Annotated in this window: 14 protein-coding genes; 7 read left to right on the forward strand and 7 right to left on the reverse strand. The window is 33.7% G+C overall.

The window, feature by feature from the left end:
* Position 1: 1 nt before the first annotated feature.
* The 6 genes from CLAN_RS04080 to metK form a co-directional block, all read right to left on the reverse strand.
* The gene (locus CLAN_RS04080) at positions 2-1678 is read right to left on the reverse strand and encodes an acetolactate synthase large subunit (protein WP_100590658.1); all 1677 of its coding nucleotides are present in this window, start codon (positions 1676-1678) and stop codon (positions 2-4) included.
* A gap of 91 nt (positions 1679-1769) precedes the next feature.
* Complete coding sequence (locus tag CLAN_RS04085; protein ID WP_096017210.1) at positions 1770-2414, reverse strand: HAD family hydrolase; 645 nt, start codon at positions 2412-2414, stop codon at positions 1770-1772.
* The gene (locus CLAN_RS04090) at positions 2407-2724 is read right to left on the reverse strand and encodes a hypothetical protein (protein WP_096015992.1); all 318 of its coding nucleotides are present in this window, start codon (positions 2722-2724) and stop codon (positions 2407-2409) included. Before CLAN_RS04090 ends, CLAN_RS04085 begins: the two co-directional genes overlap by 8 nt.
* On the reverse strand, positions 2721-3107 hold the full coding sequence (locus CLAN_RS04095) for a rhodanese-like domain-containing protein (RefSeq protein ID WP_232045863.1): 387 nt from the start codon (positions 3105-3107) through the stop codon (positions 2721-2723). The genes CLAN_RS04090 and CLAN_RS04095 overlap by 4 nt, the downstream gene beginning before the upstream one ends.
* A gap of 10 nt (positions 3108-3117) precedes the next feature.
* Positions 3118-4818, reverse strand: coding sequence for a protein-disulfide reductase DsbD (dsbD, locus tag CLAN_RS04100; RefSeq protein WP_100590659.1), 1701 nt, complete (start codon positions 4816-4818; stop codon positions 3118-3120).
* Positions 4819-4821: 3 nt separating this feature from the next.
* Complete coding sequence (gene metK, locus CLAN_RS04105; RefSeq protein ID WP_100590660.1) at positions 4822-6015, reverse strand: methionine adenosyltransferase; 1194 nt, start codon at positions 6013-6015, stop codon at positions 4822-4824.
* Between the two features lie 333 nt (positions 6016-6348).
* On the opposite strand from metK, the gene sstT reads away from it, so the two are divergent.
* The 3 genes from sstT to CLAN_RS04120 are packed head-to-tail and all read left to right on the forward strand — an operon-like array spanning position 6349 to position 9746.
* Complete coding sequence (sstT, locus tag CLAN_RS04110) at positions 6349-7581, forward strand: serine/threonine transporter SstT (RefSeq protein ID WP_096017968.1); 1233 nt, start codon at positions 6349-6351, stop codon at positions 7579-7581.
* A gap of 1 nt (position 7582) precedes the next feature.
* Entirely contained in the window at positions 7583-9295 is a 1713-nt protein-coding gene (locus tag CLAN_RS04115) for a M3 family oligoendopeptidase (protein WP_100590661.1), read from the forward strand.
* A gap of 4 nt (positions 9296-9299) precedes the next feature.
* Entirely contained in the window at positions 9300-9746 is a 447-nt protein-coding gene (locus tag CLAN_RS04120; RefSeq protein WP_100590662.1) for a hypothetical protein, read from the forward strand.
* Here the strand turns inward: CLAN_RS04120 and CLAN_RS04125 are convergent.
* Positions 9733-10599: a LysR family transcriptional regulator gene (locus tag CLAN_RS04125; protein ID WP_232045864.1), complete on the reverse strand. Its 867-nt coding sequence runs from the start codon at positions 10597-10599 to the stop codon at positions 9733-9735. The two genes, CLAN_RS04120 and CLAN_RS04125, sit on opposite strands and share 14 nt — an antisense overlap.
* Before the next feature lie 185 nt (positions 10600-10784).
* Here CLAN_RS04125 and CLAN_RS04130 point away from each other — a divergent pair, with 185 nt between their 5' ends.
* Genes CLAN_RS04130 through CLAN_RS04145 form a run of 4 tightly spaced genes read left to right on the forward strand, consistent with a single transcriptional unit; the run spans position 10785 to position 14606 of the window.
* On the forward strand, positions 10785-12830 hold the full coding sequence (locus CLAN_RS04130; RefSeq protein ID WP_100590664.1) for an ATP-dependent helicase: 2046 nt from the start codon (positions 10785-10787) through the stop codon (positions 12828-12830).
* Positions 12827-13654: a tRNA pseudouridine(55) synthase TruB gene (gene truB, locus CLAN_RS04135; RefSeq protein WP_096023367.1), complete on the forward strand. Its 828-nt coding sequence runs from the start codon at positions 12827-12829 to the stop codon at positions 13652-13654. The genes CLAN_RS04130 and truB overlap by 4 nt, the downstream gene beginning before the upstream one ends.
* The gene (csrA, locus tag CLAN_RS04140; protein ID WP_096013223.1) at positions 13642-13869 is read left to right on the forward strand and encodes a carbon storage regulator CsrA; all 228 of its coding nucleotides are present in this window, start codon (positions 13642-13644) and stop codon (positions 13867-13869) included. The genes truB and csrA overlap by 13 nt, the downstream gene beginning before the upstream one ends.
* On the forward strand, positions 13866-14606 hold the full coding sequence (locus CLAN_RS04145; RefSeq protein ID WP_100590665.1) for a 4-(cytidine 5'-diphospho)-2-C-methyl-D-erythritol kinase: 741 nt from the start codon (positions 13866-13868) through the stop codon (positions 14604-14606). Before csrA ends, CLAN_RS04145 begins: the two co-directional genes overlap by 4 nt.
* The last annotated feature ends 27 nt before the right edge of the window (positions 14607-14633 follow it).

Consider the following 14633-nt stretch of genomic DNA (forward strand, 5'->3'; position numbering starts at 1 on the left):
CTCACTCCAATATCATATTATAAATAGCCGCACCGGCTGGCACCATAGGCAAGACATTTTCAAATCTATCTATTTTAACCTCAATCACACTCACGCACTCACACTCTAAAGCGGCATTTAAAGCAGATTCAAATTCGCTCTTTGTAGTAGCTACAAATCCCTTACCGCCAAAGCCTTCGCAAATTTTGACAAAATCAGGCTGAATGCTAAGATCGGTATTAGAGTATCTCTCATCGTAAAAAAATGTTTGCCACTGACGCACCATACCTAAGAAATTATTATTTAAGATGATATTTATCACTCGTTTTTTATTCGCTACTAAGGTCATTAGCTCTTGGATATTCATCAAAAATCCACCATCACCGCTAACAGCAATAACAGGCGCATCACTAGCCCAAGCAGCCCCCATCGCAGCTGGAAGTCCATACCCCATAGTACCTAAACCACCACTTGTAAGTAGCTGTCTAGGGCGATTAAATGGGAAAAATTGCGCAACCCACATTTGGTGTTGGCCGACATCTGTGGTGATTATGCTCTCTTTTGGCAAAATTTCTCCCATTTTTTCTATTACCCATTGAGGCTTTAAGACTTCATCACTATCTTTATAATTAAGCGGGTGAAGCTTTTTGTAAATTTCAATCTGATCTCTCCAAGCGCTAAATTCATCGCCATTTAAATTTATCTTCTCATTTAATTCTATCATTACATTTTTCAAATCGCCAACAATAGGATAATCTACTTTAACAATTTTACCAATGCTACTTGGGTCTATATCTATATGTATGATTTTGGCATTTTTGGCAAATTCGCTTAGTTTGCCTGTAACTCTATCATCAAATCTAGCCCCAAGACAGATGATCAGATCAGCCTCGCTTAATGCCATATTTGCAGCATAACTACCATGCATACCAACCATAGCTAAATTTAAAGGATTAACAGGGGTTAAAACTCCAAGCGCCATTAGAGTCTCTACTGCTGGAATTTGAGTCTTTTGGATAAATTCTCTAATCTCATCACTAGCCCCGCTACTTACAGCGCCACCGCCTATATAGGCTATTGGTTTTTTGGATGCCATGATGGCTTCACAGGCCTTTTTAATCTGATTTGGATGGCCTTTTGTGGTTGGCTTATATGTTTTCATCTTTATCTCGCTAGGATACTCAAAATCGCCAATAGCAGCCGTTACATCCTTAGGTATATCTACATGGACTGGGCCTGGGCGGCCACTTCTTGCGATATAGAAAGCTTGTTTTAAGATAAGTGGCAACTCTTCGATGCTTTTGACTAAAAAATTATGCTTCACACAAGGCCTTGATATACCTACGGCGTCAATCTCTTGAAATGCGTCTGTGCCGATTAATGGTAGGCCAACTTGACCGCTAATTAAAACTAATGGGATGGAATCAGCATACGCCGTAGCTAGACCGGTTATAGCGTTTGTAAATCCTGGGCCACTAGTTACAAATGCCACGCCAACTTCGCCACTAACTCTTGCGTAACCATCGGCTGCATGTAGGGCTGCTTGTTCGTGGCGAGTTAAAATATGTGTGAAATACTCTTGTTTATATGTCTCATCATAGATATTTAATGCTGCGCCACCAGGATAACCAAAAACAACGCTAACACCTTCGTGTTTTAGCGCTTCGCTTATCATTTGCGAGCCATTTAGCTTTTTCATATTTTTACCTTTAATTAACTTTGATTTTCAAATTCTTTGATTATAGCATTAATTTTATTCAAAAAGTTTAAAAATATGAAATTAAATCAAATTAAATTATAAATGTATCAAATTTACACATTGAATTTATATTTTCTATCACCTCTTGGGCGTTTTGGCAATTTATGCTATTTGGAATTTGAGTTTTTCTCCCCCAATTGACATTAATATATGGTATATTGGCATTTTGTGCTGCTAAAAAATCTTTATAGCTATCACCTACAAATATAGCCTCTTTTTTGAGTTTGTCTTTTATAAAATTTAGCATATCTGGGGCTGGTTTAGGCGGCATTGTATCACTAGCACCCACAACTATCTCAAATTTGTCTAATATTTTAAGATTTGATAGTATTAGCTCTAGGCTAGAATTTGGAGCATTAGAAGCAACGGCGATTTTATAGCCTATTTGCTCTAAATACTCTATTAAATTCAAAGCATCTTGATAGATTGTAGCATGAATAAAATAGTTTTTTTGATACTCTTCTTCAAAGATTTTAGCTAGATTTTTGCTAATCTTCTCAACACCATAAAATTCAATCATAAAGTTTTTATCTGGATTATTGATAACTTCTATGATATCTTCATCAAGTAGCTTAGGCATATTTAGCCCTTCTCGCATATAATTTATGGTGTTACAAATAGCTTTTGCGCTATCAATGAGCGTCCCATCCATATCAAAGATGATAACTCTATTCATAAATTTGGCCTTTGTGTTTGTCTTTTTTATAAGTTTTGGAATTTTTAAGCTTCTCAAGTGAATTTGCAGCTTTTAAAAGCGTTGTTTTATCATCACTATTAATTACTAAATTGACGAATTCGCAAAGCGATTTTGAGTATGGTTGGTCTAGATAAACAGGCTCAATTTTGGATAAAATTTGAGCATTTTTATCTATAAGAGATCTGAATTTAATAGGATCATAATCATCTCTTTTTAAGCTTTTTATAGCTAATATAGCAAATTTCTCAAGCCCACGCAGATATTTGACTCGTTTTGCTTTATCGTTCATGGTTTTACTATATCTAGCCCTTTTTGTGTAGCTAAAAGCATACCACCGGATAAATTTATCACATCTTTATATCCGTGTTGGATTAAAATTTCAGAACCCCTTTGACTTCTATGCCCACTTCTACAAATTAGAGCGATCTTTTTGTTTGGGTCAATTTTGTTTTTAATTTCATCTATGAAATTTTCATTATAATTGCCGTTATTATCAGTTAAATTTACCAATATCGCACCCTTTAAAACGCCATATTCCCACTCGACTGGAGAGCGAATATCTATAATTTGTATATTATCATCATTTACTACATTTTCATCAATTTCTATTGTAATATACTTGGCCATAGCCATTATAGCGCTACAAAATATCATCATTAACACCTTTAACATTTTATATCCTTTAAATTTGATTTAGCGATTTTAATAGCTCATCAGAGCTTACTAAGCCAGTTATTTGAGATTTTAACTCACCTTTATTATAGATTAGCAAAACCGGTGGGCCAAAAATTTGATACTCTCTCATCAGCTCTTGATTTTCTATACTATTTTTGCTTAAATCAATTTTAATAAGCCTAAAATTATTTAATTTTTCCATTATTTCTTTTTTGGTAAAGACCTCATTTTCAAGCTCTTTACAATTCACGCACCAACTAGCCCAAAAATCTATAAAAAGCGGAGTTTGGCTAGATTTTATAATATTTTTAAGTTCTTTTAGGTTGGTTACATACTCAAATTTAAGCTCATTTTTAGGTTGTGCGATTTGTGATATTGGCTTTAAATTTGGTGCTAATTTATTAACACTAAAATCCAAAATCACCACTATACTAATAGTAAAAATAATTATAGATATAGCCTTAATCACCCTTTGAGTAGCACTAGTAGCACTCTCAAAAGCACCAAATAAACTAGCTAAAACAACCCCTAAAATAGCATAGCCAACCATAGCAAATTCATCTGTTATCAGTGGCGAAACTACCCAAATAGCCATCGCTAGCATGATAAAACCAAATAGAATTTTGATTCTTACCATCCATTCGCCTGGTTTTGGCAAGAACTTGCTAGCCCCAAGCCCGATAGCAAGAAGTGGCAAGCCCATCCCAAAACTCATAACAAACAAAGCCACGCCACCAACTACCATATCACCGCTATTTGCGATATATAGCAGTGCTCCAGCTAACGGCGCTGCTACGCATGGACCAACAATCAAAGCTGAAGTCACACCCATAAATATTACACCGCTGATGTGGCCGAATTTGGAGCTTTTGGCATTGATATAGCTTTGTAATCTCTTAGGCATTTCAAACTCAAATAGCCCAAACATTGATAAGGCTAATATAACAAATAATATGCTAAATATGATTAATACCGCTGGAGTTTGGAGTAATCCTTGAATACTAGCGCCTAAAAAACTAGCGATAACTCCAGCTATAGCGTAGGTTACGCTCATGCTTAATACATAGATAAGGCTAATTATAAATCCGCTTTTAAGGCTATTAGAACCCTTAGCAACTATCAACCCAGAAAGGATCGGGATCATGGGAAATATACACGGGGTAAGAGAGAGCAAAACGCCATAGATAAAAAATGTAGAAATCACCCATAAAATCGAGCTTTTTTCTAAATTTGAAGCGATTTGGGATTGATTGTTTTGCGTGGTTTTGCTATTTTCATTTAGTGATTTTTGGTCCAATTTACTTGCTATAACCTTGCCATCTGTGTCAAATTTAATCTCAAATTTATCCCGTAAGGGCTGATAGCAAAATCCATCATCGCTACAACCTTGATAGTAAATATCAAGATTAAAATCTCTTTTATCTATCGCCAATCCTGCGGGGATAAATAGCTCTAAATCTCTATAAATTTGATAGTTATCATATTTTATAGCCTTAGGGAGATTTAAAAAATTTGTAATATCTTTGCTATTTAGCTCTATTTTAATCTTATCTTGATATAGATATACCCCATTAGCGATATCAAATTTAGCTATTAAGCCACTTTGATTATCGCCATTAATTGTGATTTTAAAGGCGTCTTTAGGCTCTAACACACTAGCTAGGCATAAAGATACTATAAAAATTGATATATATAATAGCTTTTTCATATATTAAATTTGTTTAAATATCTCTACAGCATCTAGCTGTTCCCACGGATAGTTAGTGACTCCGACCTGACCTTTGGCTGCTACATCAGCGTATAAAAATGTATCTTTGCTAGGCTTATCAAGGCCAAATTTATCTGTGATCCATTTTGGGGTTAGAGCGAATTTGTCATGTACAAATTGAGAAAGCTTATCATCATTGCTATTTATATTTGTTCCCATACAATCTACGCTAACGCTAACAGGTTTTGCCACACCTATAGCGTAACTTAGCTGGACTATACACTTTTTAGCAAGGCCTGCTGCGACTATATTTTTAGCTATCCATCTAGCTGCGTATAGACCGCTACGGTCGACTTTTGTGTAATCTTTGCTGCTTTGAGCGCCACCACCGATTGGTGAGTATCCACCGAAGCTATCTACGATTAATTTTCTACCTGTTAGACCGCTATCGTGAAGTGAGCTGTGATTTACATATCTGCCTGTTGGGTTTATATAGATTATTGTTTTATCTTTGTCATAAAGCTCTTTTGGTAGTCCAGCGCCATCTATTAAGCTTTGGATTAAGGCTCTTACCTCTTCTATCTTTAAGCTTTCAACACTTGGGGCTGAGACTACTATTGTGTGGATTTTTTCTGGTTTGCAATTTTCAAAATTTGATTTTGTGCCATAGTCTATTGTAACTTGAGTCTTTATATCTACGCCTAATTTATCAGGGTTTTTAAGAGCGTATTCATAAACTTTATCACAAAGCACTCTTGCGTAAGTTATCGCTGCTGGCATTAAATTTTCAGTCTCACTTGAAGCGAATCCAAACATTATACCTTGATCGCCAGCACCGATTTCACCGCTTTGTTGATCAACTCCTTGATTGATATCGGGGCTTTGCTGATTCAAAAATACATCTACTTCTATATCATCAGGATGAAGGCATTGGGCTTTGCTAAAATTTGGATTGCCGTTATAGCCTATCTTTGCTAGGGCATTTTTCACCACTTCTCTATACTCGTGGTGGCTTAAATTTACACTTGAGTTGATCTCGCCGCCTATTACAATGTGCTTTCCAGCGACAAAAACCTCGCTAGCTACCCTAGCCTTTGGATCTTGAGATAATATCGTATCAACGATAGTATCAGCTATGATATCAGCACATTTATCTGGGTGTCCGGGGCTTACAACTTCGCTTGTAAATAGATACATATTTTTCCTTATTTTTGCAATTTTTGACGTGGATTTTAGCATAATTTTTGTAAATTATATATTAATTCTATACCCTAAATTAATAGTAGCAATTGTTTGGATATCTTTTTAATAGATTTTAAAAATTTAATAATATAAAATATTAGGTTAATCTATATTCAAATAATTAACAATATAAGTAATACGACAAATATAAAATAATTTGTAAATTATTATATTTAGAACAATATAAAATTAAGTTAAAAATTTAGTGTATTTTTTAAAGTTTTGTAAAGCCAAATTTAATTAAATTTCAAATATAATATTAGTTTTTATTAATTAAAAAGGATTTTAATGATTAGACATATTGCTAAGCGATATAAAGATGGGAATTTGATAATTCAAATTTTAGTTGGTATTGTTTTTGGTGGGATTTTAGGATTTATAGCTCATAGTGGTAATTCATTTGCTCTAAATTTAACTGATTTAGCAGCGATCTTAGGCTCTCTTTTTGTAGGTGCGCTAAAAGCTGTGGCGCCTGTTTTAGTATTTGTGTTAGTAAGCGCCTCTATAGTACTTAAAGAATTTGGCCGTACTAATGGAATGAAAAATGTGATAATATTATATCTAATTGGCACATTTTTAGCCTCTTTGGCTGCTGTGTGTGTTAGCTTTATATTTCCTACTACTTTAGTGTTACAAAATACATCTGTAGCTATGAGCACAGCACCTAGTAATATAGCAGTGGTATTAAAAGATTTAGTATATAAGATTGTAGATAATCCACTAAATGCTATTGCAACTGGTAATTATATTGGGATTTTAGCTTGGGCTATTGCAACTGGTTTGGCTCTTAGGTATTGTAGCAATGAAACAAAAAGAGTATTTAAAGATATTAGTGAAGCAATTACAAGAATAGTTAAATTTGTAATTCGTCTAGCGCCATTTGGTATTTTTGGTCTTGTAAGCATCAGCGTAGCTCAGACTGGATTTGCCGCACTTGGTGGATATGTAAAGCTTTTATTTGTTCTTGTAGGGACTATGCTATTTGTGTCTTTTGTGATAAATGCTGTTATTGCTTTTATAGTTACTAGAAAAAATCCATATCCACTTATAATGACATGTATAAAAGAGAGTGCTATTACGGCGTTTTTTACCAGAAGTAGTGCTGCAAATATTCCTGTAAATATGAATTTATGTAAAAAATTAGAACTAAATGAAGACCTATACTCTATCTCTATACCTCTTGGAGCTACTATCAATATGGCCGGTGCAGCTGTTACCATAGCTGTGCTTTCTCTTAGTGCAGTTTATACTTTAGGGATTGAAGTTGGATTTTGGAATGCCTTATTACTTAGCATTATAGCAGCAATTGGAGCATGTGGTACTAGCGGTGTAACTGGTGGCTCGCTTATGCTTATTCCATTGGCATGTTCATTATTTGGAATTAGCAATGATATAGCTATGCAGGTTGTAGCTATAGGATTTATTATTGGAGTGATTCAAGATTCAGTAGAGACTGCATTAAATAGCTCTACAGATGTTTTATTTACTGCTATTGCATCAAATAACACTAAGGGAGTATGATATGATATGGGATCTATCTAAATTTTTTAATAGTAGTGATGAGTTGGATAAGTTTTGTCTAGATTTACAAAATAGAGCTAATGAGTTTAAAACCAAATTTAGCCAAAATTTAAGTAATTTAAATGCTAATGAGTTTCAAAATGCGATGAGTGAGTATGAGGAGATTTTATCTAGTATTGGTAAGATTATGAGCTATGCATACTTGAAATTTGCCAAAGATACTAGCACTGGGGCTTTCTTGGCTAAATATGAAGAGATTTGTGCTAAGATCGAAGAGATTGTGCTGTTTTTTGAGATTGAATTTAATGAGTTAAAGAGTGAAATTCAAAATAATTTTATATCCAATACGCCCAAATTTAGCTACTATTTAGAGAATTTAGCCAAAAATAAGCCACATCAATTAAGCTTTTTAGAAGAAAGAATCCTACTAAGGACAGCAAACACAGGAGCAAGTGCATTTAGTAGATTATTTGATGAGAGTATGGCTAGGGCTAGATTTGAGTTTCGTGGGCAAAGTTTAAAAGAAGAAGAGATCTTATCTAAACTTAGTAGCGATGATAGAGAGATAAGAAAAGAGGCCGCAGTAGCATTGAGCCAAGGTTTAAAGCCTATGCAACACCTATTAACATATATATACAATATGATTAAAACTGATCTTAAAAATAGCTGCGAATTGCGTGGATATGAGTATGGCGAATCTAGCAGACATCTAAGCAATCAAATAGAAAAATCAAGCGTAGATGCCCTAATCAAAGCTAGTGAAAATAGCTTTGATTTGGTGAGTAAATTTTATGATAAAAAGCGTGAAATTCTAGGATTTGATAAGCTATATGATTATGATAGATACGCACCTCTTGGTGGCGATGAAAAGATGGAATTTGATGAGGCAAAATCCATCGTTATTAAGGCATTTAGCGAGTTTAGTCCGCTATTTGGTGATTTGGCTAAAAGGGCTTTTGATGAGAATTGGTGCGATGTCTATCCAGATGAGAATAAACAAGCTGGAGCCTTCTCACACTCTGCTAGTAGCGATATTCATCCATTTGTTTTATTAAATTTCACAGGTAGAAGAAGGGATCTATTTACACTAGCTCACGAGTTGGGTCATAGTATCCATCAATATCTTAGCTATAGTGTTGGGTATCTAAGCTCTCACACACCGCTAACTACGGCTGAGACGGCGTCAGTATTTTGCGAGATGCTAGTTTTTGAATATATCAAAAATAGCCTTCCAAAAGAGCAAAGAGTGGCTCTATTAGCTGGTAAAATAGAAGATATCTTCGCTACACTTTATAGACAGATAAATTTTACGACCTTTGAGCGTCGCATTCACTCATACGAGGGTGAAATTTCAAGCGATGAAATAGATAGAATTTGGCTTGAAGAGAGCAAAAAGATGTTTGGTGAGTCTTTGATTTTAAATGATTATTATAAAATTTGGTGGAGTTATATACCGCATTTTATACATTCGCCATTTTATTGTTATGCTTATTCCTATGCTCAATTGCTTGTTTTGGCTCTATTTGGCCTGTATAAGAGTGGAAAATGTGAGAATTTTGTAGAGATTTATACCAAATTTTTAAGCCTAGGTGGCAGCAAAAGCCCAAAAGAGCTTGTAGGGATGTTTGGTTTTGATATTGATGATGAGAAGTTTTGGAATATTGGTATTGATCAAGTGGCAAATTTGGTTAATGAGTTTATAAAAGGGGAGTAAATTTATGCTTGAAGAGATCCTAGAAGATAGAGAATTTGGCTCTATGATGCGTAGAAATATCTATGATTTATTAAATTTTTTGATAGAAAAAGGGGCTACATTTGATATTTTAGCAAATACTAAATTTGTAAGCTTTAATCCCGAATTGCCTGATGAGATCAGATCTAGTTTTAATCCATCTGTGATTTTATTTAGCTTAGCTGGATATACGCTAAGTAGTGTAGAGATTAGCCGTGATGAGATAAAATTTGAAGCTGGGTTTGGTGCTGATGACTTTGCTAGTGTAGTAAGCATACCAATAGGTGCTATAATCAGAGTTAGTATAGATGAAAATATAGTACTAATAAATTTCGCTACATATAACCCAAATGACTCAAAAACAAAACAAGAGCACTCAAAACAGATATTTTTAAATAACCCTAAAAATAGAGATATTTTCAAAGGTCAATAGATATCTTGCTTACCTTTTCTAATATATTATCACTCTCTCTAAGCCCGGCTATAAAGACTGGGCGAGTGATTCGCACTCCATCTATATCTATAGGAAATAGCGTTTTATTCTCAATCTCTTTTTTTATAAGAAATTTAGGCAAAAATGCCACATACTCTTTGGATTTGTTATTTAACATAGCAAATTTAGTAGCTATAGCGCCATCTAGGGTATAAATAGTGTGAAGCTCATCATAATTTACCCCAAATTGCTCGAAATATCCTTTTAAAAAGGCCTTTGTCCTATCTGTAATGAAGTTAAAATCGCTTAAATTTGCTGGGGTGATATTTTGTTTTGGGATCATATTAGAAACTAAGATTATCTCATACTCAAATAGCTTATAAAATATCAATTGATCATTATATAATCTCTCTTGAATCATGATAATATCACATCTTTTATCTACTAGGCTTGCGACTAGATCATTAGTAGAATCTACTATTTTGACATCTAAATCGCTATTTATAACATCACAAATTTTATCTAGCATAAAAGGCAAAATTGCATGAGCTATAAGTAGATTGGTAGCGACTGATATTTTGAATTTCTCATCTTTTATTCTATGAGCTTCTTCTTTGAATCTAAACATTGCACCTTCAAATTTAAGGCATAATTTATAAAATCTATCACCCTCTTTTGTAAGCACTATTCCATTTTTACGCCTGACTAAAAGAGTTGTTTGTAGCGATTCTTCAAGTTTTTTGATCTGTAAGGTAACAGCTGGTTGTGATAGACCTAGAATTGCTGAAGCTTTAGAAAAGCTTTTTTCTTTGACAATTGTCATAAAAGTGTAGATTTTATTGAAATCGAACATCAATAGCCTTTTTTGATTTTCTGTTTTTAAATTCTAATAGCTCCAAGCTTAAATTAAATTTTAATTTTATATAATTTTCATTTTTACAACTATTTAAGAGTAAAATTGTAACTTTTAGTAACACATATTTTTATTAAGTTTAAATTTGGTATAATCTTAGCTTTATTAACAAAAAAGAGTAATATATGGATAAATTATTAAATTCCCTAAATGAAAATCAAAAGATCGCCGCTACTCATATAGATGGGCCGATGCTTATCTTAGCCGGTGCTGGAAGCGGCAAGACCAAAACCATAACCACGAGATTAGCATATTTAATAGGTGAAGTCGGCATAGACCCATTAAACACTCTTACGCTTACATTTACCAACAAAGCCGCATCCACAATGAAGCAAAGAGCGATGAGTATGCTAAATTCCAACGCCAATCCCCTACTTTGTACATTTCATAAATTTGGATTATTGTTTTTAAAATTTCATATAAATGAGTTAAATAGAAGCAATAATTTTATAATAATAGATAGCGATGATAAGAAAAAGATCTTAAAAGAGATAGAGAGCGAAGTCCAAACCGCCATAGTAGCAAATGAGATATCAAAATACAAAAATATGCTTTTAAGTGTTGAAGCTGTGATGGATAGCTCTAAATTAAATGCTCAATACACAAAGACAAATTACGAAAAAATAGCCAAAGCTTATAAATTATATGAAGAGTATTTAAAGAGCAATAACTTAGTTGATTTTGATGATCTTTTATGCTTGACTTATAATATTTTGGCTAAAAATCCAGATTTGAGCGATCAAATTTCAGATAGATATAAGTATATAATGGTAGATGAGTATCAAGATACAAATGATTTACAATACAAATTACTTCGCCAGCTTTGCTATAATCACCAAAATTTAGTTGTCGTAGGCGATGATGATCAAAGCATATATGGATGGAGAGGTGCAAGGATAGAAAATATCTTGAATTTCAAAGATCAATTTAGTAGCGTCAAACTAATCAAATTAGAGACTAATTACCGCTCTACTCCATCTATACTAAATGCCGCTAATGAGCTAATAGATCACAATAGAACAAGGCTTGGCAAGAGACTAGTCAGCCAATTAGCAGATGAAAATCCTATAGAAATTTTAGAACATAGTGATGAAAATGCTGAAGCTAAAAACATCGCTACAAAGATAAATAAACTCCTATCAAGTGGCGTATCGGCTAATGAAATTGCTATTTTATATAGAGTTAATGCTCTATCAAGAAGCTTAGAAGATGGGTTAAACAAAGCTAGAATTCCATATAAAATGGTAGGCGGAGTCAAATTCTATGAAAGGGCTGAAATCAAAGATATTATAAGCTATTTAAGGCTGATTTTAAACCCAAATGATGACTTCTCTCTAACTCGCATTATCAATCGCCCAAAACGGGGTCTAGGCAAGGTGAGTCTAGCTAAATTAGAGAAATTTGCCTTTGATAGCAAAACTTCTTTATATAATGCGATATATATTGCTGGTGAAGATGTATTGAGCAAGAAATTAAGCCAAACATTAATTGAACTAGCAAACAATATAAAAGAGCTATCAACTCTAGCACCATACGATTTGATAAGTAGATTTGACTCTATATTTAGGATAAAGGCATATTATGAGAGTCTGCCTGATGGAGCTGAGAGAGTTATAAATATTGATGAATTTTATGCTTTATTAAAAGATCATATATTAAATACGGAGAATTTCGATTTAGAAGAGTTTTTAAATGAGCTTGCGCTTGAGAGCGAACAAGATAGAATTAGCGATGATGCTATATCTATTATGAGCGTCCATGCTAGTAAAGGGCTTGAGTTTGAGCATCTATTTGTAATTGGGCTTGAAGAGGGATTTTTCCCGCTTCTTGGCGATGGAAGCGATATAGAAGAAGAGAGACGCCTAGCGTATGTAGCCATCACTAGGGCTAAAAGGGGATTAAATTTATCATACTCAAATTCACGGTTTTACAAAGGCCAAAGATCAAGGCTAAATAGATCAAGATTTCTAAGTGAAGCTGGTCTTTGCGAAGGCTCTTTAAAGATAGAGAACCAAAATGAGTTTAAAAAAGGCGATCTAATCAAGCATAAAATTTTTGGTATCGGACGAGTTGTAGAGGTGGCTAAAATCAAAAATGAATTTAAACTAAAAATAAATTTTGGTGGAAATATCAAAGATATTATCTCATCTTTTGTAGAGAAGGTTATATGAATAGGCTATTTGTAGCGTATAAGCCAAAAGGTATGGTATCAAACCACTTTTTAAGCAGACTTAAACGAAAATATGGAGTCAAAAAGGCTGGATTTTCTGGGATTTTAGATCCATTTGCGAGTGGATGCTTGATTGTGGCATTTGGGGCATATACAAGGCTATTTAACTATCTTAAAATTGAGCCTAAGGTATATAGAGCCACGCTCTGGCTGGGGGCTAGCTCACCTAGCTTTGATAACCAAAATATCACACAAATTCAAAACACAAAAGCCCTAGATGAAGCCAAAATCAAAGATGAATTAAATAGATTAAAAGGTCAAATCACCTACACGCCACCAAAATTTAGCGCCAAAAAAGTTGAAGGCAAAAGAGCTTATGAGTTAGCTAGAATGGGTAGGGAATTTGAGCTAAAAGAGTGTGAGATGGAGATATTTGATGTGAAATTTATCCACTACTCTCATCCATTTTTAACCTTTGAGATTAAGGTTTCAGCTGGGTCATATATAAGGTCTTATGCTCAAATTTTATCACAAAATTTAGGCCAAATCGGCACTCTAAGTGCTCTTGAGAGAGTTAGCGAAGGTGAGTTTGAGTTTAAAAACGAAACACCACTTGATCCACTAAAATATCTAAATTTAACCAAAAATAGCTATAAAGGTGATATATTTGATATAATTTTAGGCAAAAAACTAAAAGCCACCGATTTTATATCTAGTAGCGATGGAGAGTATGTGATAGAGTATGATGGTGCTTTTAGCATAATTAAAATAGAAAATCAAGAAGTAAAATATATGATAAATAGGATGGAAAAATGCTTATATTAACAAGACGAGCCTCAGAGTCAATACAGATTGGTGATGATATAGAGATAAAAATTCTCAACACCACAAACCAAACTGTAAAAATAGCAATTGAAGCCCCAAAAGATATCTTAATTTTAAGAAAAGAGCTAGTAAAAGAAGTAGCTGATAATAACGCAGCAGCCAGCACACCAAAGCAAAATTTACTAGATCTTTTGGCTAAAAAGATATTTAAATGAAAAGCTTTGCTAAGTTAAATATCTTTTTAAAAATTGTTGGATTTCGTGGTCAATATCATGAGCTTAAATCTAGATTTATTCTCTATAAAGAGCTTTACGATGAGATAGACTTGGTGAGCAGAATTAGCGATGGACTCATAATCGATAACCCATTTAGTGATAATATAATTTTCAAAGCTTATAGTCAAATATCAAATTTGGGTTTTGCTAATGAGCTTGATGAGTATTTTAAAGCTAATCAAGTAAAACTAACCAAAAATATCCCAATTGGCGGTGGTTTAGGTGGCGGAAGTAGCAATGCTGCGGCCTTTTTACACTTAGTAAATGAGAGATTGAATTTAAATATCTCTAATGATAAATTGATTAAAATCGCTCACAATATCGGAGCGGATGTGGCGTTTTTTCTAAGTGGATTTGACGCTGCTAATGTAAGTGGAATTGGCGAGATTGTCGAGCCTTTTGATGATGAAATTCCAAATTTAGAACTCATTACAAGCCCTATTTTCTGCTCTACTCCAAAGGTATTTGCGCAATATAGAGCTGAATTTAAGGAATTTGATATGGATTTAGCTAATAGGCTTTGGGGGTTAAAAAGTAGTGAAATTTTAAATAATTATAAAAATAGCGATTTAAATGATCTATTAAAACCTTGCCAAACTCTATATAGTGAGCTAAAAATATCAGATAATGAGTTTCTAAGTGGGAGCGGAAGTAGCAAATTTAAACTAAAAATTTAATATAAAAAAGTAAAATATATAAACTCA

Origin of the sequence: Campylobacter lanienae NCTC 13004 (assembly GCF_002139935.1) — a bacterium.
GTDB classification, from domain to species: Bacteria; Campylobacterota; Campylobacteria; order Campylobacterales; family Campylobacteraceae; genus Campylobacter; species Campylobacter lanienae.